This is a genomic window from Anaeromyxobacter oryzisoli (assembly GCF_022690765.1).
Lineage (GTDB): Bacteria > Myxococcota > Myxococcia > Myxococcales > Anaeromyxobacteraceae > Anaeromyxobacter > Anaeromyxobacter oryzisoli.
Genome location: NZ_JALCZA010000051.1, coordinates 11,851 through 32,690, shown reverse-complemented (window position 1 = coordinate 32,690; position 20,840 = coordinate 11,851). Strand labels below are relative to the sequence as shown.

25 protein-coding genes are annotated in these 20,840 nt (G+C 72.6%); 23 read left to right on the top strand and 2 right to left on the bottom strand.

Features of this window, described 5'->3' with window-relative positions:
- The 8 genes from MNZ27_RS15805 to MNZ27_RS15770 form a co-directional block, all read left to right on the top strand.
- The coding region (locus tag MNZ27_RS15805; RefSeq protein WP_242395056.1) for a tetratricopeptide repeat protein at nt 1-446 on the top strand (446 nt) is incomplete at its 5' end.
- A 2-nt stretch (nt 447-448) separates the two neighbouring features.
- Entirely contained in the window at nt 449-778 is a 330-nt protein-coding gene (locus MNZ27_RS15800; protein WP_242395055.1) for a TFIIB-type zinc ribbon-containing protein, read from the top strand.
- An 11-nt stretch (nt 779-789) separates the two neighbouring features.
- Entirely contained in the window at nt 790-1,092 is a 303-nt protein-coding gene (gene gatC / locus MNZ27_RS15795) for an Asp-tRNA(Asn)/Glu-tRNA(Gln) amidotransferase subunit GatC (protein ID WP_242395054.1), read from the top strand.
- Nucleotides 1,089-2,570 carry an Asp-tRNA(Asn)/Glu-tRNA(Gln) amidotransferase subunit GatA gene (gene gatA, locus MNZ27_RS15790; protein ID WP_242395053.1) on the top strand — a complete coding sequence of 494 codons (1,482 nt, stop codon included), beginning with the start codon at nt 1,089-1,091 and terminating at the stop codon, nt 2,568-2,570. Before gatC ends, gatA begins: the two co-directional genes overlap by 4 nt.
- Nucleotides 2,571-2,572: 2 nt before the next feature.
- Nucleotides 2,573-4,027, top strand: coding sequence for an Asp-tRNA(Asn)/Glu-tRNA(Gln) amidotransferase subunit GatB (gene gatB, locus MNZ27_RS15785; protein WP_242395052.1), 1,455 nt, complete (start codon nt 2,573-2,575; stop codon nt 4,025-4,027).
- 84 nt (nt 4,028-4,111) lie between these two features.
- A complete protein-coding gene (locus tag MNZ27_RS15780) occupies nt 4,112-4,327 on the top strand; it encodes a hypothetical protein (RefSeq protein ID WP_242395051.1) in 216 nt (71 codons plus the stop codon).
- Nucleotides 4,324-5,331, top strand: a complete 1,008-nt coding sequence (gene mtnA, locus MNZ27_RS15775) for an S-methyl-5-thioribose-1-phosphate isomerase (RefSeq protein WP_242395050.1) — start codon at nt 4,324-4,326, stop codon at nt 5,329-5,331. The genes MNZ27_RS15780 and mtnA overlap by 4 nt, the downstream gene beginning before the upstream one ends.
- A 302-nt stretch (nt 5,332-5,633) precedes the next feature.
- Nucleotides 5,634-6,098 carry a YkvA family protein gene (locus MNZ27_RS15770; RefSeq protein ID WP_242395049.1) on the top strand — a complete coding sequence of 155 codons (465 nt, stop codon included), beginning with the start codon at nt 5,634-5,636 and terminating at the stop codon, nt 6,096-6,098.
- 88 nt (nt 6,099-6,186) lie between these two features.
- On the opposite strand, the gene MNZ27_RS15765 is transcribed toward MNZ27_RS15770, so the two are convergent.
- Nucleotides 6,187-6,642: a hypothetical protein gene (locus MNZ27_RS15765; RefSeq protein ID WP_242395048.1), complete on the bottom strand. Its 456-nt coding sequence runs from the start codon at nt 6,640-6,642 to the stop codon at nt 6,187-6,189.
- Between the two features lie 235 nt (nt 6,643-6,877).
- Here MNZ27_RS15765 and rplU point away from each other — a divergent pair, with 235 nt between their 5' ends.
- The 4 genes from rplU to MNZ27_RS15745 all read left to right on the top strand — a co-directional run bounded on the left by rplU (nt 6,878) and on the right by MNZ27_RS15745 (nt 9,380).
- Complete coding sequence (gene rplU / locus MNZ27_RS15760) at nt 6,878-7,183, top strand: 50S ribosomal protein L21 (protein ID WP_242395047.1); 306 nt, start codon at nt 6,878-6,880, stop codon at nt 7,181-7,183.
- 21 nt (nt 7,184-7,204) lie between these two features.
- Entirely contained in the window at nt 7,205-7,462 is a 258-nt protein-coding gene (gene rpmA, locus MNZ27_RS15755; RefSeq protein WP_242395046.1) for a 50S ribosomal protein L27, read from the top strand.
- Between the two features lie 78 nt (nt 7,463-7,540).
- Entirely contained in the window at nt 7,541-8,608 is a 1,068-nt protein-coding gene (gene obgE, locus MNZ27_RS15750; RefSeq protein WP_242395045.1) for a GTPase ObgE, read from the top strand.
- A 79-nt stretch (nt 8,609-8,687) separates the two neighbouring features.
- A complete protein-coding gene (locus MNZ27_RS15745; protein WP_242395044.1) occupies nt 8,688-9,380 on the top strand; it encodes a TrmH family RNA methyltransferase in 693 nt (230 codons plus the stop codon).
- A gap of 13 nt (nt 9,381-9,393) precedes the next feature.
- Here the strand turns inward: MNZ27_RS15745 and MNZ27_RS15740 are convergent, their stop codons facing one another.
- Nucleotides 9,394-10,380, bottom strand: coding sequence for an RluA family pseudouridine synthase (locus MNZ27_RS15740; protein ID WP_242395043.1), 987 nt, complete (start codon nt 10,378-10,380; stop codon nt 9,394-9,396).
- Nucleotides 10,381-10,425: 45 nt separating this feature from the next.
- Here MNZ27_RS15740 and MNZ27_RS15735 point away from each other — a divergent pair, with 45 nt between their 5' ends.
- From MNZ27_RS15735 to hpf, 11 genes are all read left to right on the top strand, one after another.
- Nucleotides 10,426-11,160, top strand: coding sequence for a PEGA domain-containing protein (locus tag MNZ27_RS15735; protein ID WP_242395042.1), 735 nt, complete (start codon nt 10,426-10,428; stop codon nt 11,158-11,160).
- A gap of 167 nt (nt 11,161-11,327) precedes the next feature.
- On the top strand, nt 11,328-12,062 hold the full coding sequence (kdsB, locus tag MNZ27_RS15730) for a 3-deoxy-manno-octulosonate cytidylyltransferase (RefSeq protein ID WP_242395041.1): 735 nt from the start codon (nt 11,328-11,330) through the stop codon (nt 12,060-12,062).
- 15 nt (nt 12,063-12,077) lie between these two features.
- Entirely contained in the window at nt 12,078-13,748 is a 1,671-nt protein-coding gene (locus MNZ27_RS15725; RefSeq protein WP_242395040.1) for a CTP synthase, read from the top strand.
- 85 nt (nt 13,749-13,833) lie between these two features.
- Nucleotides 13,834-14,670, top strand: a complete 837-nt coding sequence (kdsA, locus tag MNZ27_RS15720) for a 3-deoxy-8-phosphooctulonate synthase (RefSeq protein ID WP_408629694.1) — start codon at nt 13,834-13,836, stop codon at nt 14,668-14,670.
- Nucleotides 14,667-15,167, top strand: coding sequence for a KdsC family phosphatase (locus MNZ27_RS15715; protein WP_242395038.1), 501 nt, complete (start codon nt 14,667-14,669; stop codon nt 15,165-15,167). Before kdsA ends, MNZ27_RS15715 begins: the two co-directional genes overlap by 4 nt.
- A 236-nt stretch (nt 15,168-15,403) precedes the next feature.
- A complete protein-coding gene (locus MNZ27_RS15710) occupies nt 15,404-16,381 on the top strand; it encodes a lysophospholipid acyltransferase family protein (protein ID WP_242395037.1) in 978 nt (325 codons plus the stop codon).
- A gap of 293 nt (nt 16,382-16,674) precedes the next feature.
- On the top strand, nt 16,675-16,989 hold the full coding sequence (locus MNZ27_RS15705; RefSeq protein WP_242395036.1) for an LptA/OstA family protein: 315 nt from the start codon (nt 16,675-16,677) through the stop codon (nt 16,987-16,989).
- Nucleotides 16,986-17,597 (top strand): LptA/OstA family protein, encoded by a 612-nt coding sequence (locus MNZ27_RS15700; RefSeq protein WP_242395035.1) that lies wholly within the window; start codon nt 16,986-16,988, stop codon nt 17,595-17,597. The genes MNZ27_RS15705 and MNZ27_RS15700 overlap by 4 nt, the downstream gene beginning before the upstream one ends.
- A 151-nt stretch (nt 17,598-17,748) precedes the next feature.
- Complete coding sequence (lptB, locus tag MNZ27_RS15695) at nt 17,749-18,501, top strand: LPS export ABC transporter ATP-binding protein (RefSeq protein ID WP_242395034.1); 753 nt, start codon at nt 17,749-17,751, stop codon at nt 18,499-18,501.
- Entirely contained in the window at nt 18,498-20,003 is a 1,506-nt protein-coding gene (rpoN, locus tag MNZ27_RS15690; RefSeq protein ID WP_242395033.1) for an RNA polymerase factor sigma-54, read from the top strand. The genes lptB and rpoN overlap by 4 nt, the downstream gene beginning before the upstream one ends.
- 284 nt (nt 20,004-20,287) lie before the next feature.
- Nucleotides 20,288-20,840, top strand: a 553-nt coding sequence (hpf, locus tag MNZ27_RS15685) for a ribosome hibernation-promoting factor, HPF/YfiA family (RefSeq protein WP_242395032.1), incomplete at its 3' end; no start/stop codon positions are given.

The window sequence follows — 20,840 nt, the reverse complement described above, 5'->3', positions numbered from 1 at the left end:
CCCCCGCGCCGGCGCCCGACGGGAGGGCCGCGCTCGCCGCGCCGGCCCCCGACGAGCCCGCCGGCGCGGCGCGGGAGGCCCCGGCGTCGTCGCCGGAGGCGCTCCTCGCGCGAGCGGACCGGCTGCGCGAGCGGAACCGCGCCGAGCAGGCGCTGGAGGTGTACGCCCGCGTCCTCGAGGCGGAGCCTCGGAACGCCGGCGCCCTCGCAGGGCGCGGTCTGTGCTATCTGGACCTCGAACGGTACGATTCGGCGGAGGCGAGCTTCCGGGCGGCCCTGAAGGCCGAGCCGGGTCAGCCCGACGCCCTGATGGGTCTCGCGGAGACCTATCGGGGTCAGGGCAGGAGGCCGGAGGCGCTCCAGTACTACGAGAGGTACCTCGCCCTCCATCCGGACGGCGAGGACGCGGCGGTCGTTCGCAATGCCATCGACGAACTGAGGAGATGACCATGGCCGACTGGAGCTCCAAGCCGTCGCAGAGCGAGGACGAGTACTTCGTCCGCGAGGACGCCGAGAAGAAGCGGAAGCTCGCGCTTCAGGTGAAGCGGCAGACGCAGGAGGCGGAGCGGGCCCGGCTGAAGCAGCTCCACTGGATGCGCTGCCCGAAGTGCGGGATGCAGATGAGCGAGGTGAAGTTCCGCGGGGTGGACGTGGACGTCTGCTTCTCCTGCAACGGCGTCTTCCTCGACCAGGGCGAGCTCGAGCACCTGCAGAAGCCGGAGCACAAGGGCGTGATGAGCGCCATCCTCAACTGGTTCAAGCCGGAGCTGAAGCCGTAGGAGCAACCTCGATGTCTTCGTCGTCGCTGTCGCTGGAGGAGGTCCGCCGGATCGCCGCGCTCGCGCGGCTCCGGCTCGCGCCCGAGGAGGAGGAGCGGTTCGCCGGTCAGCTCTCGGCGATCCTCGCGCACGTCGAGCAGCTGAAGGAGCTCGACGTCTCCGGGGTCGAGCCCATGACCCACGCCCTCGCGGCCGGCGAGGTGCCCGCGCTCCGCGAGGACGCGGTCCTCCCCGGGCTCTCGCCCGAGGAGGCCCTCGCCGCCGCCCCGGCGCGCGAGGGGACCGCGTTCAAGGTGCCGAGGATCATCGAGTGACCGCCCCCACCCAGGATCTCGTCCGGCTCGGGCTGCGGGAGGCCGGCGACGCCGTCGGCGCGCGCCGCGTCTCCTCCCGCGCCCTGGTGGACGCCGCGCTCGCGCGCATCGAGGCGACCGACGCGAAGGTCGGCGCGTTCCTCGCCGTCACGCCCGAGCGGGCGCGGGCGGCGGCCGACGCGGCGGACGCCCGCGCCGCGGCCGGGGCGCGGCGCTCCCCCATCGACGGCGTGCCGTTGGCGCTGAAGGACATCTTCCTCACGAAGGGGGTCCCGACCACCGCCGGCTCGCGCATCCTCGAGGGCTACCTCCCGCCGTACGACGCGACGGTGGTGGAGCGGCTCGAGGCCGCCGGCGCGGTCGTCGTCGGCAAGCTCAACATGGACGAGTTCGCGATGGGCTCGTCCAACGAGAACAGCGCGTACAAGCCCTGCCACAACCCGTGGGACCTCTCCCGGACGCCGGGCGGCTCGTCGGGCGGGAGCGCCGCCGCGGTGGCCGCCCGCCAGGTGCCCGGCGCGCTGGGCACCGACACCGGCGGCTCGATCCGGGAGCCGGCCGCGTTCTGCGGCGTCGTCGGGGTGAAGCCGACCTACGGGCGCGTCTCGCGCTACGGCGTCATCGCCTTCGCGTCGTCCCTCGACCAGGTCGGGCCGCTCGCGCGGAGCGTCGGCGACGCGGCCGTCCTCCTCCGCACCGTCGCCGGCCACGATCCGCGGGACATGACCTCCTCGACCCGCCCCGTGGACGACTACCTCGCCACGCTCGAGGGCGGGGCGAAGGGGCTCCGCGTGGGCGTCCCGCGGGAGTGGCTCGAGGGGGGCGGCGTGGATCCGGGCGTCGCCGGCGCGGTGCGGTCGGCGCTCGACGCGTACGAGCGGCTCGGCGCCCGGCTCGTGGAGATCTCGCTCCCGCACTCGAAGTACGGCATCGGCGCCTACTACCTCATCGCGCCCGCGGAGGCCTCCTCGAACCTCGCGCGGTACGACGGCGTGCGGTTCGGGCTGCGCGCGAAGGACGCGCGCGGGCTCAAGGAGATGTACTCCGAGTCGCGCGAGCGCGGGTTCGGCCCGGAGCCGAAGCGGCGCATCATGCTCGGCACCTACGCCCTCTCCGCCGGCTACTACGACGCGTACTACCTGCGGGCGCAGAAGGTCCGGACGCTGATCCGCCGGGACTTCGACGCGGCGTTCGAGCGGTGCGACGTGATCGCCGGCCCCGTCACGCCGTCCGTCGCCTTCCGGCTCGGCGAGCGGACCGACGATCCCCTCAAGATGTACCTCGCCGACATCTTCACCATCACCTGCAACCTGGCGGCGCTGCCGGGGCTCTCGGTCCCGTGCGGGCTCGAGGCCGGGAGCGGGCTCCCCGTCGGGCTGCAGCTCCTCGGGCGCCCCTTCGACGAGGCGACGCTCTTCCGCGCGGCGCGGGCGCTCGAGCGCGAGCTGCCGGCGCTGCCCGCGCCTCCGGGGGTTTGAACGTGGCGGTCGCCGACTTCCAGACGGTCATCGGGCTCGAGGTCCACGCCCAGCTCCTCACCCGGACCAAGATCTTCTGCGGGTGCTCCACCGCGTTCGGCGGGGAGCCGAACACGCACGTCTGCCCGGTGTGCCTCGGCCTCCCGGGCGTGCTGCCCTCCCTCAACCGGCGCGTCGTCGAGATGGCGGTCCGCACCGGCCTCGCCCTGGGGTGCGCGGTGCGGCCGAAGAGCGTCTGGGCGCGGAAGAACTACTTCTACCCGGACCTCCCGAAGGGCTACCAGATCTCGCAGTACGAGCTCCCGATCTGCGAGGGCGGCGAGGTCCCGCTGACCTTGGACGGGGTCGAGCGCACCGTGCGCCTGGTCCGGATCCACATGGAGGAGGACGCCGGCAAGAACGTGCACGACGTGTCGGCGGACGGCTCCTCCGGGGTGGACCTGAACCGCGCCGGCGTGCCGCTCCTCGAGATCGTCTCCCAGCCGGACCTCCGCTCCGCCGACGAGGCCGTCGAGTACCTCAAGTCGCTGCGGGCGATCGTGATGGCGCTCGGGGTGAACGACGGGAACATGCAGGAGGGCTCGCTCCGCTGCGACGCGAACGTGTCGGTGATGCGGCGGGGCGCGTCGGAGTACGGCACCCGGTGCGAGATCAAGAACATGAACTCGTTCCGGTTCCTCCGGCAGGCCATCGAGTACGAGGTGCGCCGGCAGGTGGAGCTCGTGGAGTCCGGCGGGAGGGTCGAGCAGGAGACCCGGCTCTTCGACCCTGATCGCGGCGAGACGCGCTCGATGCGCTCGAAGGAGGAGGCGCACGACTATCGGTACTTCCCGGAGCCGGACCTCCCGCCGGTGATCGTCGAGCCGGCGCTGGTCGAGCGGCTCCGCGCGGAGCTGCCGGAGCTGCCGCGGGCGCGGGCGGCGCGCTACCAGAGCGCGCTCGGGCTCTCCGCGTACGACGCGGGGAACCTGGTGGCCGACGCGGCGGTGGCGGGGTTCTTCGACGCCGCCCTCGCCGCCTACGGCGAGGGGGCCGAGGCGGCGAAGAAGGTCGCGAACTGGCTCACCGGGGAGGTGGCGCGGCTCGCGAACGAGACCGGCGAGGCGGCGGCGAGCTGGAAGCTCACGCCGCAGAAGCTCGCGGCGGTGCTCCGGCTCGTGGACGCGGGGACGATCGGCGGGCCGGGCGCCAAGCAGGTGGTGGAGGAGGTCTTCCGGACCGGCGCCGAGCCCGAGGCGGTGGTGAAGGCGAAGGGGCTCGCGCAGGTGTCGGACGCGGGCGCCCTCGAGGCGGCCGTGGACAAGATCCTCGCGGCCAACCCCGCCGAGGTGGAGAAGCACCGGAGCGGGAAGAAGGACCTCACCGGCTTCTTCGTCGGCCAGGTGATGAAGGAGACGAAGGGGAAGGCGAACCCCGCCGTGGTGAACGCCCTGCTGCGGAAGAAGCTGGGGGCATGACGGTGCCGAGGGTCATCGGCGAGCGCCCGCACGAGCTCCGCCGGCGGGGCGGGGCGGCACGCCCCGACGAGATCGGGGGGTAGCGTGTCACGCTGGGCAGGGTGGGGAGCGGGCCCCGCGGGCGCCGGCGCGAGCGGGGGACCGACCCGGGCCTTCCTCGCGCTCGCCTTCGCCGGGTCGCTCGCCGTCGCCGTCATCTCGCTGGTCCGGCGGGAGCTCCCCGCCGCCGTCATCGCGGGGCTCGCCGCGATCTACTTCGCCCTCCGGCTCTTCGGCGGGCTCGGGAGAGGAGAGCGATGAACCGGGAGCCGCTCCGGCCGGTGCTGTACGACGACGCGCGCGACGTGGTGCGCCTCCTCGATCAGAAGCGCCTGCCCGCCGAGGAGGCCTGGCTGGAGCTCGAGACCGCCGACCAGGTCGCGGCCGCGATCAAGGACCTCACCGTCCGCGGCGCGCCCGCGATCGGCGTCGCCGCGGCGTACGGCCTCGCCGTCGAGGCCCGGCGCGGCGCCGGCGAGGCCCGGCTCCGCGCCGCGAGCGAGACCCTGATCCACGCGCGCCCCACCGCGGTGAACCTCGCCTGGGCGGTCCGCCGGATGGGGCGGCTGCTCGGGCGCGGCGCCGCGGCGCTCCTCGCCGAGGCCCACGCCATCCGGGACGAGGACGAGGCCGCCTGTCGCCGCATCGGCGCCCTCGGCGCGCCGCTCGTCCCGCCGCGCGCCCGGGTCCTCACCCACTGCAACGCGGGCGCGCTCGCCACCGCCGGCTACGGCACCGCGCTCGGCGTGGTGCGGGCGGCGGTGGAGGCCGGGAACCCGATCTCGGTCTTCGCCGACGAGACCCGGCCGTTCCTCCAGGGCGCGCGCCTCACCGCCTGGGAGCTCCACCGGGACGGCATCCCCGTCACGATCCTCACGGACGGGATGGCCGGCTGGCTCATGCAGCGGGGCGAGATCGGCTGCGTGGTGGTGGGCGCCGACCGGATCGCCGCGAACGGGGACGTCGCGAACAAGATCGGCACCTACGCGCTCGCGGTGCTCGCCGCGCACCACGGCCTGCCGTTCTATGTCGCGGCGCCCTGGTCCACCGTGGACCTGCACACGCCGACCGGCGCGGCGATCCCGATCGAGGAGCGCGGCGGAGACGAGGTGGTGATGCTCGCCGGGCAGCGGATCGCGCCCGCCGGCGTGCCGGCGCGCTATCCCGCCTTCGACGTCACCCCCGCCGCCCTGGTGACCGCCGTCATCACGGACCGCGGGGTCGTCCGCGCGCCCTTCGACGCCGGGCTCCGCGCGCTCGCGTAGGGGACGGAACACGGGCACGAGGTACCGTGCCCGTCACCGTGCCCGTGACCGTCACAGATCCCCGTGCCCGGATCCCGTGTCCCGTGGCCCGTGAACCCTGGCCCGTGAACCCGTCGGATCACGGTGGCCGGGCCACGGGCCACGGAAGGCGGGTCACGGGTCACGGAGAAGCCGGTGACGGTGACGGTGACGGGGCACGGTGAATGGGGCGCGGTGATGGGGCGCGGTGATGGGGCAGGTGGCGCCGGGCTGACGGTCCACGTGCCCGTGCCCGTGCCGCCGCACTGCGTTAGCATGTCGTGATGAAACCCCGCACCTGCGCCGCCTGCGGTCAGCCCCGGGGCACGAACGCCGTCTGCCTCTCTTGCCGGGAGGCCGCGACCGAGGGGCTGGTCCGCGCCGCCACGGACGTGACGCCCGAGTCGCTGCCGCGCACCGCCGCGCGCGCGGCGCGCTTCCTGTCCCGGCCGCCGTGGTACGCGCGGGCCGCGCCCGCCGCGATCCGGTCGAAGCTCCGGCTGCTCTGGATGGTGGTCCGGGACTACGCGAACGGGAGCTACCGGAAGGTGTCGTGGCGGGCGGTGGCCGCGCTCGCCGCGGCGATCGTCTACGTCGTCTCGCCCATCGACCTCGTCCCGGACTTCCTCGGCCCGCTCGGCCTGACCGACGACGCGCTCGTCCTCGCGCTCACCTGGGGGCTCGTGAAGCGCGAGCTCCGCACGTACTGTGCGTGGAAGGGGCTCTCGCCGGCGCACTTCGGGCTGTGACGGCCCCGGGCCGGTCCCCCGAGCCGAAAAAGAGAACGGGCAGCGGAGCGGCTCCGCTGCCCGTCATCCGAAGGCTCGAGGCCGAACGCTAGTCGCGGCCGTGGCCGCGGCCGTGGCCTTCGCCGTGGCCGCGCCCGCGATCGTGCTCCTCGAACTCGTGGCGCTCGTGACGCTCGTAGCGGTCGCCGTGATCGCGCTCGTACCGCGCGGGCCGCTCGTAGCGCGCCGGCGCCGGGCGGTAGTGCCGGTAGCGGCCGGGCGGGAGCTGGACCAGGCGGCCGGGGACGGCGCGCCCCGGGACGTAGACCCAGCCGGCGCGGGGGCTGCGCGAGCGGTACCACCCGCCGTCCTGCCGGACCCAGTAGTAGTTGTCGACGAAGAAGACCTCCTCGTCGACGTCGGGGACGACCTGGACGCCCGGAGAGACCACCACGAGCTGCGGGAGCACCACCGGGAGGCCGAGCTGGATCGAGACCTGCGCCTGCGCGCGAGCGATCGCCGGGAGGACCAGGAGCCCGGCGAGGAGGAGGATGGTCTTTTTCATGGTGGGGAGAGAATCGACCGATCGTCGCTGTCACGCAAGCACGGGACGCGCCTACACTTGACCACGCCGGGTGGCGCGATCGGGGGTTTGCTCCAGGGGCGCCGATCCAAGCCCCGGGAATTCTTGACAGCCCCGCGACCGCGATCGTATATGACCGCCCTTCTCGGAGGCCGGCGCGCTCCAAGCATTCGCGCGCAGGTATGGAACCTCCCCCAGATTTCGAAGGAGAAGCGCGATGTACGCGGTGATTCGGACCGGCGGGAAGCAGTACCGCGTCGCCCAGGGCGACCGGGTCAAGGTGGAGAAGCTCGCCGGCGACGTCGGCGGGAAGGTGAACTTCGAGGTGCTCCTCGTCGGCGGGGAGGGCGAGGCCAAGATCGGCGCGCCCGTGATCGCCGGCGCGGCGGTCGAGGGCGAGATCGTCGGCCAGGGCAAGCACAAGAAGGTCATCCACTTCCGGAAGAAGAAGGAAGGCTGGACCAAGAAGCGGGGCCACCGTCAGCCCTACACCGAGGTCCTCATCACCACGGTCCGGGCGTAACCCGGTTCCACGGAGTAGATCATGGCTCACAAAAAGGGACAGGGCTCGTCGCGCAACGGCCGCGACTCTCCCGGCCAGCACCGCGGCATCAAGGTGTACGGCTCCGAGAAGGTGGTGGCGGGCAACATCCTCGTCCGCCAGGTCGGCACCCTCTTCCACCCCGGCGCGAACGTCGGGATGGGGAAGGACTTCACCCTCTTCGCCCTCGTGGACGGAACGGTGAAGTTCACGCGCGCCCGCGGCGATCGCCGCAGCGTCTCGATCGTCCCCGGGGCGTAGCGCGGCCGCAGAGCTTCGAGCACGGCGCCGCGGGCCCCGGGGGTCCGCGGCGCGTGTCGTTTCTGGAGGCCGCCAGCGATGAAGTTCGTCGACGAGGTCCGCATCCACGTGAAGGCCGGCGACGGCGGCGACGGCGCGGTCGCCTGGCGGCGGGAGAAGTTCATCCCGCGCGGCGGCCCCGCGGGCGGCGACGGCGGGAACGGCGGCGACGTCGTCCTCGTCGTGGACCCGCAGCTCTCGACGCTCCTCGACTACCGCTACGTGCGCGAGCACCGGGCCCGGAACGGCGAGAAGGGCGGCGGCTCGGACATGAACGGGAAGGACGGGGCGCCGCTCGAGCTCCGCGTGCCGCCCGGGACGGTCGTGAAGGACCTCGGCACCGGCGAGATCCTCGCCGACCTCGGCACCGCCGACGAGCGGTTCGTGGTGGCGAAGGGGGGGCGCGGCGGCCTCGGCAACATGAACTTCGCCACCTCGACCAACCAGGCGCCCCGCTACGCCGAGGACGGGACGCCGGGCGAGGAGCGGGATCTCGTCCTCGAGCTCAAGCTGCTCGCGGACGTGGGGATCGTCGGGTACCCGAACGCCGGCAAGTCCACCCTCATCAGCCGGATCTCCCGGGCGCGGCCGAAGATCGCCGACTACCCGTTCACCACGCTCGTGCCGAACCTGGGCGTCGTCTCCTGGCGCGGCGAGCGGAGCTTCGTCGTCGCCGACATCCCCGGCCTCATCGAGGGCGCCCACACCGGCGCGGGGCTCGGCCACCAGTTCCTGCGCCACGTCGAGCGCTGCCGCGTGCTCGTGCACCTCGTCGAGGGGGCGAACCCGGAGCCGGGGCGCGAGCCGAAGAAGGACCTCGAGGCGATCGACCGCGAGCTCGCGCTCCACTCGCCCGAGCTCGCGAAGAAGCCGCAGATCGTCGCGGTGACGAAGATCGACGTCCCGGAGGCGCGCGCCGCCGGCGAGAAGCTCCGGCGGACCCTCGGGCGCCGGAAGAAGCCGGTGCCGGTCCACCTCGTCTCCGCCGTGACGGGCGAGGGGATGGACGAGCTGCTCGACGCCATCGGGGGCGCGCTCTTCCGGAGCGCCGCGCCGCGCCGCGAGGGGCGCGGGCGGAGGATCGCGAAGCCGAGGGCGGCGAAGTGACGGCGCCGCGTCCTCGCGCCGAGCGCCGCGACGCACACCGCGCCGGCGCGGCACGGGCTCGCGGCGAGCGGAGGTCGCCATGAGGGACGGAGGCGGCGGGCACGCGCCGGCGCCCCGGCCCGGCGACGCGCCGGGGTTCCTCGGCCCGGAGCGCCGGGCGCGCATCGACGCCGTCGTCGCGGGCCGCACGCGGACGCTCACGGTCGTCATGGAGGCGCTCGCCGACCCGCAGAACGTGAACGCCGTGCTGCGCACCTGCGAGGCCTTCGGCGTGCAGGCGCTGCACGTGGTCGAGGGGCCGATGAAGCCCTACGACCGCAACAAGAAGATCAGCCAGAACGCGGACAAGTGGCTCGACGTCCGCCGCTGGCGCTCGACCCGCGAGTGCCTCGAACACCTCCGCGCCGAGGGGTTCGCGATCTACGCCACCCACCTCGACGCGGGCGCGCGCCTCCTCGGCGAGCTCTCCTTCGCCGGCAAGGTCGCCCTCGTGTTCGGGAACGAGCACCGCGGCGTCTCGCCCGAGGCCCTCGCCCTCGCGGACGCGACCTACGTCATCCCGATGCGCGGGTTCGTGCAGTCGCTCAACGTCTCGGTGGCGGCGGCGATCTCCCTCGCCCGGGCGGTGGAGCGGCGCGAGGTCGAGCGGGGGCGGCACGGCGACCTCTCCGACGGCGAGGCCGCCGAGCTCCGCGAGCGCTTCTACCTCCTCGGCGTGAAGCAGCGGGCGCGGATCGCGAAGGCGGCCGCCCGGCGCCGCCCGGCGCCGTAGCCGCGCCGGTCCTTCACGCGCTCCGCCGCGCGGGGACGCAGGCCTCCCAGAACGCCGCGAGGTCGGCGGGCAGCGGCGACTCGAGCATCACCCGCTCGCGCGTCCGCGGGTGGGGGAGCTCGAGGCGCCAGGCGTGGAGCGCGTGGCGCGGCAGGCGCAGCAGGGCGCGGTCCTCGTCCGTCATCGCCCGGCGGGTGAAGCGGTCGAAGATGTTCTCGTCCGGCCCGTAGATCTTGTCGCCGACCATGGGCAGCCCGGCGTGGAGCAGGTGCGCCCGGATCTGGTGCTGGCGGCCGGTCCGCGGGTGGCAGGCGAGGAGCGCGACGGGGGCCCCGTCCGGCGCGACGCGGCGGTCGAGGACCTCGAAGGCGGTCGTGGAGGGGGCCCCGGAGGCGACGACGTGCATCCGGACCCGGACCGCCGAGGTGCCGGTGAGCGCGAGCGGCGCGTCCACGACGAACCGGTCCTCGACGGGCGCGCCGTGCGCGAGGGCGAGGTAGGTCTTCGAGACGCGCCCCTGGGCGAAGTCGCGCTTCAGGATCCGCGTCCACTCCGGCGCCGCGCCGCAGGCGAGCAGGCCGGAGGTCTCGCGGTCGAGGCGGTGCGCGGGATCGACCTTCCGCGCCGGGAACCGGAGCTTCGCGAGCGAGGTGAACGTGTGCGCGGAGTACCGGGCGGTGGGGTGGACCGGGAGCCCCGCGGGCTTGTCGATCACGAGCAGCGCGCCGTCGTCGTGGACCACCTCGAAGTCGAGGGGCGTCTCCGGCTCGGGCTCGGCGTCCTTGAGGAGGGCGAAGGCGAGGCCGGGCCTCACCCGGGTGGACGGCTTGAGCCGCCGCCCGTCCGCCGCCTCGAGCCGGTTCGCGATGAGGTGCTGGATCCGCTCGCGGGACAGCCGCCGGATCTTCTCCTGCAGGTAGCGGTCGAGCCGCCAGCCCGCGTAGTTCGGCTCGACGGTGAAGGGGACCCTGACGACCTGCCGCGGCACCTGGGGGAACATACCACTTGCTGCCTCGAACCCGACTTGACAGGATCCCCGGCGTCCATGCGAACGATCATCTGCCTCGTCGGCCTGCTGGCGTGGGGGAGCGCCTCGGCCGCCGGGAAGACCAGGGTCGCGGTCGTCTCCATCCAGGCTCCCCCGGACCTCGTGTTCACGGGGAAGAGCCTCTCCCAGGCCATCGCCGACGAGGCGGGCCAGGGGGGAGCGTTCGAGGTCGTGGGGCCCCAGGCCGTCGAGCAGAAGCTCGGGCGCGAGGCAACCGCCGCCCTGGTGCGCTGCGCGGACGACGTGCGCTGCCTCTCCGAGCGGGCCGCGAAGCTCGACGTGGACCGGGTCGTGGCGGGCTGGCTGCAGCGGTCCGGCGAGTGCTACGCGATCACGCTGGTGCACGTGGACGTGCGGGCGCAGAAGCGGCTCGCGACCGTCCGGCGCGACGTCCCGATCGCTTCGCGGAAGCTCCGGCCGGACGTGATCGCGGCGCTGCCGAAGCTCCTCTCCGGCGAGGCGGACGCGGAGGGGACGCTCCGGATCGACGCGAGCGTGAGCGGCGCGACGGTGCTCGTGGACGAGCGGCCCGCCGGGACCACCCCGCTCGCGCACCGGCTGCCGGCGGGTCGGCACAAGGTCCAGGTCGCGAAGGCCGGCTACGCGGTCGCCGATCCGGTCTGGATCGACGTCCCCGCCGGCGGAGAGGTCGAGCACCGCCAGCGCCTCTTCGAGATCCCGGCGCGGGATCGCCCGAACTCGACGCGTCCCGCCGCGCCGCCCGGCCGCTAGCGCCGGAGCCTCGAACGGGGAGGGCGCCACGACGCACCGTCCGGCGGGCCTCGCGCGCCGGTCGGCGCCGAGCGCGAGCGGCTCCCGAGGAAAAGTGGTGGCGCCGCGATCGATTGCGGGCCGGTCATTGACTGCCCCGCCGGCCCAGCGTATTGGGTGGCCCCGGCTTGAGACACGTCGCGGTCATCATCCCGGCCCGGTATGGCGCCTCGCGCTTTCCCGGTAAGCCCCTCGCCGAACTGGCAGGCCAGCCCCTCATCGCCCACGTGATCCGCCGCGCCCAGGCGGCGCGCGGAGTGGACGTCGTCGCGGTCGCGACGGACGACGAGCGGATCGGCCACGCCGCGGAGGCCGCGGGGGCGAAGGCGATCCTGACCGGCCCCGCCGCGACGGGCACGGACCGGGTGGCGGAGGCGGCGCGGAGGCTCGCGCCGCGCCCGGAGCTGATCGTGAACCTGCAGGGCGACGAGCCGCTCATCGAGCCCGCGGCGATCGAGACGCTCGTCGAGGCGATGCGCGCGAGCGGCGCCGAGATGGGGACGCTCGCCCGGCCGCTCGAGGCCGGCGAGCTCGAGCGGACGCAGGTGGTGAAGGTGGTGACGGACCTCCAGGGGAACGCGCTGTACTTCTCGCGCGCGGCGATCCCGCGCCGGCGCGCCGGCGGGGCGAGCCCGCTCGCGCGGGCGCACGTGGGCATCTACGCCTTCACGGCGGCCTTCCTGGAGCGGTTCACCACGCTGCCGCCGGGGCGGCTGGAGGCGGAGGAGTCGCTCGAGCAGCTGCGGGCGCTCGAGCACGGCTTTAGGATCCGCGTGGCCGACACGGCCTACCGCGGTTTCGGGATCGACACGCCGGAGGACCTGGAGCGGGCGAGGGCGCTCCTGGCTCCGGCGCGTCCTTAGCGGCAGGGGGCACGCATGGTGAAGCGCGGCAAGAGGACCAAGTTCCTGTTCGTGACGGGCGGCGTCGTCAGCTCCCTGGGGAAGGGGCTCGCGGCGGCCTCGATCGGCGCGCTGCTCGAGAACCGCGGCCTCGAGGTCCAGCACCTCAAGCTCGATCCGTACATCAACGTCGACCCGGGCACGATGAGCCCGTTCCAGCACGGCGAGGTGTTCGTCACCGACGACGGCGCGGAGACCGACCTCGACCTCGGGCACTACGAGCGCTTCACCAGCGCGAAGATGACCCGGAAGAACAACTTCACCACCGGGCGCATCTACCAGAACGTCATCCAGCGCGAGCGCCGGGGCGAGTACCTCGGCAAGACCGTGCAGGTGATCCCGCACATCACCGACGAGATCAAGGCGGTGATCCGCGAGGCGGCGGGCGGCGCGGACATCCTCATCGTGGAGGTCGGGGGCACCGTCGGCGACATCGAGTCCCTCCCGTTCCTCGAGGCGATCCGCCAGATGAAGTACGACGTGGGCGAGGAGAACGCGGTCTACGCGCACCTCACCCTCGTCCCGTACATCGCCGCCGCCGGCGAGCTCAAGACGAAGCCCACCCAGCACTCGGTGAAGGAGCTGCGCGAGATCGGCATCCAGCCCGACCTCCTCCTCTGCCGCGCGGATCGCGAGATCTCGCGGGAGATGAAGGACAAGATCGCGCTCTTCTGCAACGTGGACCCCTCGGCGGTGTTCACCTCGCTCGACGTGAAGTCGATCTACGAGGTGCCGCTCTGGCTGCACAACGAGGGGCTCGACGACAAGCTCGCGGAGCTCTTCAACATCTGGAGCCGGGCGCCCCGCCTCGAGCGGTGGGAGCAGATCGTCGAGAAGGTGAAGCACCCGAAGCTCGGCGAGGTCCGGATCGGGATCGTCGGCAAGTACGTGGAGCTCGCCGAGAGCTACAAGAGCCTCAACGAGGCGCTCGTCCACGGCGGGATCGCGAACGACGTGCGGGTGAAGCTCGCCTTCATCGACTCGACCCAGCTCGAGGAGGGCGACCTCGGCGAGCTCGAGAAGGTGGACGCGATCCTCGTCCCGGGCGGCTTCGGGGTCCGCGGCACCGAGGGGAAGATCCTGGGCGTGAAGTACGCCCGCGAGAACAAGATCCCGTTCTTCGGGATCTGCCTCGGCCTCCAGATGGCGGTCATCGAGGTGGCGCGCAACGTCCTCGGCCTCGAGCGCGCCAACTCCCTCGAGTTCGACGAGCAGACGCCGCACCCGGTCGTCACGCTGATGGAGGGGCAGAAGGACGTCACCGACAAGGGCGGGACGATGCGGCTCGGCACCTACGCGTGCGCCCTCAAGGAGGGGACGAAGGCGCGGGCCCTGTACGGGAAGGAGCTCGTCCACGAGCGCCACCGCCACCGCTACGAGTTCAACAACGCCTACCGGGCCCAGTTCGAGGCGGCGGGGATGATCTTCTCCGGCGTGAACCCGGACCTGAACCTGGTCGAGATGATCGAGCGGAACGACCACCCGCACTTCGTGGGGTGCCAGTTCCACCCTGAGTTCAAGTCGAAGCCGTTCGCGCCGCACCCGCTCTTCGCCGGGTTCGTGCGGGCCGCGCGGGAGTACCGCGACGCCCACCAGCGGCAGCCGGAGGCGGCGATCACGAAGCTGCCGGTCGAGCGGAAGGCCTGACGGCGATCTCGAGCCCGGCCGTCGCGGGCCCCGCGCGCCTCCTGGCGTCGGCGGCCGGGGCGAGCGGGGCGGGCGAGCGGAGGACATGGGATTGGGAACGACAGTCCAGGCCCGCGTCGGCGGGTACGTGATCGGCGACGGGCAGAAGCTCCTCCTCATCGCCGGGCCCTGCGTGATGGAGAGCGAGGCCCACGCCCTCGCCCACGCCCGCAAGGTGAAGGCGCTCGCCGCGAAGCACGGGCTCCCCGTGGTCTTCAAGGCGAGCTTCGACAAGGCGAACCGGTCGTCCGGGAAGAGCTACCGCGGCCCCGGGCTCGAGGCGGGGCTCGCGGCGTTCGAGGCGGTGAAGCGCGAGACCGGGCTCCCCTGCCTCACCGACGTCCACGAGACCTGGCAGGCCGAGCCCGCCGGGAAGGTGGTGGACGTGCTGCAGGTCCCGGCGTTCCTCTGCCGGCAGACCGACCTCGTCCTCGCCTGCGCGCGGGCGGGGAAGGCCGTCAACGTGAAGAAGGGCCAGTTCCTCGCCCCCCGCGAGATGCGCCACGCGGTGGCGAAGGCGCGCGAGGCCGGGAACGAGAACGTGTTCCTCACCGAGCGCGGCGCCACCTTCGGCTACGGCAACCTGGTGGTGGACATGCGCGCGCTCGTGCAGATGCGCGCGCTCGGCGTGCCGGTGTGCATGGACGCGACGCACTCCGTCCAGATGCCCGGCTCGGGCGGCGACACCACCGGCGGTGACCGGCAGTTCGTGGCGCCGCTCGCCCGCGCCGCGGCCGCGGTGGGGATCGACGCCCTGTTCATGGAGATCCACGAGGACCCGGCGGTCGCGAAGTCCGACGGGCCGAACTCGCTCGACTTCGACATGGCCGACCGGCTGCTCGCCGACGTGCTCGCGGTCCGCCACGCCCTGGGCCAGCCGTGACGCTGCCGCCGGACGAGCTCCTCCGCCGCGCCGCCGGCGTCCGCCTGGTCCTCCTCGACGTGGACGGGGTCCTGACCGACGGCCGCCTCTACTACGGGGCCGAAGGCGAGGCGCTCAAGGCGTTCGACGTGAAGGACGGCCACGGCATCGTACTGCTCCGCGATCGGGTGGACTTCGGCGTCATCTCCGGGCGGCCGGGCAAGGCCTCGGAGCGCCGGCTCCAGGAGCTGCGCTTCAAGCACCTCGTCTTCGGCGAGCGCGACAAGCTGGAGGGGTACGCGAAGCTCGCCCACCTCGGCGTGCCCGACGAGGCCGTCGCGTACATGGGCGACGACGTGAACGACGTGCCGCTCCTCCGGAAGGTCGGCCTCGCCGCGGCGCCGGCGGACGCGCGCGAGGAGGCCCGCGCCGCGGCACACCTCGTGACCTCCGCAGCCGGCGGCCGCGGCGCCGTCCGCGAGCTCTGCGATCTGATCCTGCGCGCGAAGGGAGCGTAGAGAGCCCCGCTCTGAGAGCTCGTCGAAGAATTCGACGAGCTCTCAGGCCGACCCGCGTGAGCGGGGCGGCGGGTGGGGTGAAGCGCCCGAATTCACTTCGGGCGCGAGGGGCGGGCGACGGCCCGCCCCTCTTATATGGTCAAGGCCCGTCGATTGTTCGACGGGCCTTGACTCCTCGGGGTCAAGAGCCGGCCAGCCGCTCCATCCGTCGGGAGTCCGTGGTAATTTCCGCGGCCGTGGCTGCCCCTCTCCGCAAGCGGATCAAGCGGCGTACCCGCTCGGTGCTGGTCCGGTTCGCGCTGTGGCTCCTCGGCTTCCTCCCCCTCGGGCCGGCGCTCGCGATCGGCGGCCTCGGCGGGCGGATCGCCTGCCGGCTCGCGGGCAAGACCCGCCGGCTCGCGCTCGCGCACCTGGCGATGGCGTTCCCCGAGAAGTCGGAGGCGGAGCGCGAGGCGATCGTCAGGGCGATGTTCGAGCACCTCGGCCGCTCCGCCCTCGAGCTCGCCGCCATCCGCTCCTACGACGATCGGCTCGACACCTACGTCGAGCTGTCCCCGCCGACCCTCCTCCACGACGTGATCGAGCGGAGGAAGGGGATGGTCTTCGTCACCGGCCACGTGGGGAGCTGGGAGCTCCTCGCCCGGCGCGTGGCGCGGGCGGGGATCCCGAACGCGGTGATCGCGAAGGCGAACGCCGACGGCGCCCTGAACGCGACCGCGGAGCGGTTCCGGTCGGAGGGGGGCGTCACGACGCTCTGGCGCGAGGACTCGAGCACGGGCCGCGCCATCATCCGCACCTTCCGGCAGGGCAAGGCCCTCGGGATCCTCATCGACCAGGACACGAAGGTGCAGGGCGTCTTCGTCCCATTCTTCGGCCGGCTCGCGTTCACGCCGCGCGCTGCGGCCGAGCTCGCGATCCGGTTCGGCGCGCCGGTGGTGGTGGGCACCATCCACCGGAAGGGGCCCAGGCCCGAGGACGGGCACCTCCTCACCGTCACCGAGATCCCGTTCGCGAGCGATCCCCCCGACGTCGAGGCGGAGACGATCCGCCTGACGGCCGCCTGCACGGCCGCGCTGGAGGCGGCGATCCGGCGCCACCCGGAAGAGTGGGTCTGGATGCACGAGCGCTGGAAGACGCGCCCCGAAGGCGAGGGAGCCGACGGTGGGGCCCAAGCAAAGCCAGTGCCGAAAAGCGCTGAGCTTTCCGGCGGCTAGCTGAAACCCGCATCAAGCAAGGTCTGTGCCCGTCGATCCGGTCGGGAAAGAATGCTATGTTTCAGCGGTTTTAAATGCGCTACGCCGCTTTCCTGTCGATTGCATTCCTGACTGCTGCCGGGCTGGCCTGCGGGCCGTCCCGGTCCGGAGGGGTTCGAGAGGTGGTCCCCGAACTGGCGCTCGAAGGGGTGAGGTTCCGCGTCTGGCGCGGGGCCGAGCTACGCGTGGAAGGGCAGTCCAGGACTGCCACGCTGCGTCGCGACACGTCCGAGCTCACCGGTCGGGAGGTGGTCGTGGTCCTTCCGAAGGCGGAGACGCCGGTGCGGATCACCGCCCCGTTCGGCTCGGGGATCCTCCAGGCCCAGACCTTCGAGGCCCATGGCGGCGTGGTGGTCGAGCGCGCCCTCGATGTCGGCCGGACCGAGCGCGCCCGGTACGAGCCGCTCGGCCGCGACCGCGGGATCGTCCGTGGCGATGATCCCGTCGAGATCACCGGCCGCGGATATCGCGTTCGCGGCACGGGCTTCACGCTCGATCCGGACACCGGGGATCTCGACCTGATCGGCCCGACGCGGCTCGTCGCCGGCGTCCGGGAGGCGGCCCGGTGAACCTCGCCCTCGTCGCGGTGCTCGCGGTCCTCGCCGGACCGACCCGGCCCTCGCCTGCCTCGAGCCGCCCGCGTCCCGTCGCGGCCGAGCTCGCCGGGCCCGTCGGCGCCCCGGCAGGGGCCGCTCGCGTGGCGGCGACGAACGTCGGCGCGCCGCCGGTCCGCGTGGACGCCGCCAAGGTCCATTACGCGCCGCGGCGGCGGGAGGTGACCTTCACCGGGACCCCGGTGACCATGACGCGCGAGGACGCGAAGCTCACCTGCGCCAGGCTGGTCGCGAAGAACGACGACAAGGGCGACATCGTCTCCGCGGTCTGCACCGGCGACGTCCGGTTCGTCCGCGGCGAGCGGGCGGTCACCTGCGACACCGCCACCTACGACAACGCGCTGGCCCGGCTCACCTGCGTCGGGCACGCGATGCTCCGCGACGGCCGGACCGAGGCCTTCGGCGATCGGCTCACCTACGATCTTCGGAGCGACGAGACCAACCTCGAGGGCGAGAGCGGGAAGACGGTGAAGGTGACCGTCCCCGGCGAGCAGGTCGAGCAGCGCCGCCGCGAGTACGAGGAGCGCCGCAAGGCCCGCGCGCAGAAGGAGGCGAAGCCTTGACCCTCCGGCTCGTCAATGACGCGGGCTCGACGCGCTCCGCGGCGCGCGGCGTCCCCTGGACTCCGGGCCCGCGAGGCGCGTCCGGCGCGCGGGGCGCGCGGCGGGGGCTCGCCTCGATCCATCCCGGGGTGAGCGGCGGGAGGCCCTCGCGATGACCGGCATCCTCCTCCGCGCCGACGGGCTCGTGAAGAGCTACCGCGGTCGCCGCGTGGTGGACGGCGTCTCCTTCCACGTGCAGCCGGGCGAGGTCGTCGGCCTGCTGGGGCCGAACGGCGCCGGCAAGACCACCTCGTTCAACATGGTGGTCGGGCTGGTCGTGCCGGACCAGGGGCAGGTCCGCCTCGGGGCGCACGACCTCACGCGGCTCCCCATGCACCGGCGGGCGCGGCTCGGGATCGGCTACCTCCCCCAGGAGGCGTCGATCTTCAGGAAGCTCACCGTGCGCGAGAACTTCGTGGGCGTGCTCGAGGCGCTCGGCGTCGGGCGCGCGGAGCGGTGCGCGCGGGCGGACGCCCTCATCGCCGAGTTCCGGCTCGAGAAGGTCGCGGGGAGCCTCGGCGAGCAGCTCTCGGGCGGCGAGCGGCGCCGGGCGGAGGTGGCGCGGAGCCTGCTGTCGAACCCGAAGTACATCCTCTTCGACGAGCCCTTCGCCGGCGTCGATCCCATCGCGGTGGGCGAGCTGCAGCGCCTCATCGGCTCCCTGCGCGATCGGAACATCGGCGTCCTCATCACGGACCACGCGGTCCGCGAGGCGCTGGGCATCTGCAGCCGGGCGTACATCCTCTCCTCGGGGACGATCCTCGAGGCCGGGACGCCCGCCGAGATCGCGGCGAGCCCGAAGGCGCGGGCCGTCTACCTCGGGGAGAAGTTCAGGCTGGACGATCACGCCGCGGAGCAGCGATGAGCATGGAGCTGAAGCAGCACCTCAAGATGACGCAGCAGCTGGTGATGACGCCCCAGCTGCAGCAGGCCATCAAGCTGCTCCAGCTGTCGCGCATGGAGCTCGTGGACCTCATCCGCACCGAGGTCACCGAGAACCCGCTGCTCGAGGGCGCGGACGAGCCGGAGGAGGAGCCCACCCAGAACGGCGCCAGCCCGGCCGAGGTCGCCGAGCACGACGCGAAGCCCGAGCACAAGGAGCCGGAGAAGGCGGAGGAGGTCAAGGGCGAGGAGGGCGCGAACGAGATCGACTGGGACCAGTACCTCGACCAGTACCAGCTCGGCGGCCACACGGCGCCCTCGAACCGCGGCCTCGCCGACGAGGAGCTGCCGGGGTACGAGGCGACGCTCACGAAGAAGGGCGATCTCGTCGATCACCTCGCCTGGCAGGTGCGGCTCTCCTCCTTCACCCCCGAGGAGGAGCGCGTCGCGATGCTCATCATCGGGAACCTCGACGACGACGGGTACTTCAAGATGCCGCCCGTCGAGGGCGAGAGCGAGGACACGATCACCCGGGACCCGCTCGTCCGCGTCGCGTTCGACGCGGGGGTGGGGGTCGAGCGCGCCGAGAGCGTGCTCCGCCGCGTCCAGCAGTTCGACCCCATCGGGGTCGCCGCGCGGGACCTCCGCGAGTGCCTGCTCCTCCAGATCCGGTACATCAACGCGGACACGCCCGAGATCGTCGCGATCGTCGAGCGGCACCTCAAGCACCTCGAGTCGAAGAACTACGGCGCGATCGCGAAGGACCTCAAGATCTCCGTCGAGGAGGTCGTCAAGGCGGTGAAGGTGATCAGCCGCCTCGAGCCGAAGCCCGGCCGCGCCTACTCCGGGGAGGAGCCGCAGTACATCACCCCGGACGTCTACGTGCACAAGATGGGCGACGAGTACGTCACCGTCCTCAACGACGACGGCCTCTCGAAGCTCCGCATCTCCGGGATGTACCGGGCCGCCCTCAAGAACGGCGAGGCCGGGAAGGCGAAGGAGTACATCCAGGAGAAGCTCCGCTCCGCCGTCTGGCTCATCCGCTCGATCCACCAGCGGCAGCGGACGATCTACAAGGTCACCGAGTCGATCGTGAAGTTCCAGCGCGAGTTCCTCGACAAGGGGATCGCGTACCTGAAGCCCCTCATCCTCCGCGACGTCGCGGAGGACATCGGGATGCACGAGTCGACGGTGTCGCGCGTCACCACCAACAAGTACGTGCACACGCCGCAGGGCATCTACGAGCTGAAGTTCTTCTTCAACTCCGCGATCAACAAGACCGGCGGCGACGAGATCGCGAGCGAGGCGGTCAAGAACCACATCAAGCACATCGTGGCCGCCGAGGACCCGAAGCACCCGCACTCGGACCAGCGGATCGTCGAGCTGCTGAAGGCGCAGAACATCGAGATCGCGCGCCGGACCGTCGCGAAGTACCGCGAGGTGCTGGGGATCCTGCCGAGCTCGAAGCGCAAGAAGTACTTCTAACGGCGCCGCCGGGCGTGGCCCCGCGAGGCCACAGTCCTCCATCCGTAGCGTGGCCGCCGGGCGGGCGCCAGCCCCTCGCCACGGCGCGCCGTCGCCCGCCCCACCGCCCCGGAAGACCGCCCTGCGTCGGAGGCGCGCGCCGGGTCCGTCCGCCCGGCGCTGGGCTATTATGAAGCCAGCATGTTGCCATCCGGCAACATCGGAATCGGCCGCGAGCTTGCGGGAGGTGCCTCCCGCAGGGCCGCGGCCGACGTATTTCGACGTCCTCCAGAGGAGGCGGTTCCATGCAGTTGAACATCACCTTCCGGCATCTCGATCCCACCGAAGCGCTGAAGGCGCACGTGAAGGGCCGCGTCGAGCACGTCCAGAAGTACATCGATCGTCCGAGCGAGGCCCACGCCGTCCTGCACGTCGACAACCTCGATCACCACGCCGAGATCACCGTGAAGGCGGGGCGCTTCCTGCTCCGCGGCACCGCGAAGTCACCGGACATGTACGCCTCGATCGACAAGGCCGCCGACAAGATCGAGCGGCAGCTCCTCAAGCACAAGGAGAAGATCCAGACCCGCAACAAGGGCGCCGCGGCGGCCGAGGAGGCCGAGGTCGAGGTCCGCCACGACGTACTCGACGTCATCGAGAACCCCGAGCGCCCGAGCCACCGCGTGGTGAAGAGCACGCAGTTCCGCGCGAAGCCCATGTCGCTCGACGAGGCGATCCTCCAGCTCGAGCTCCTCGACGCGCACTTCTACGTCTTCCAGAACGCCGCCGACCACGCCATCAACGTCGTGTACCGCCGCGAGGACGGGAACGTCGGGCTCATCGAGGCCCACGTGCCGT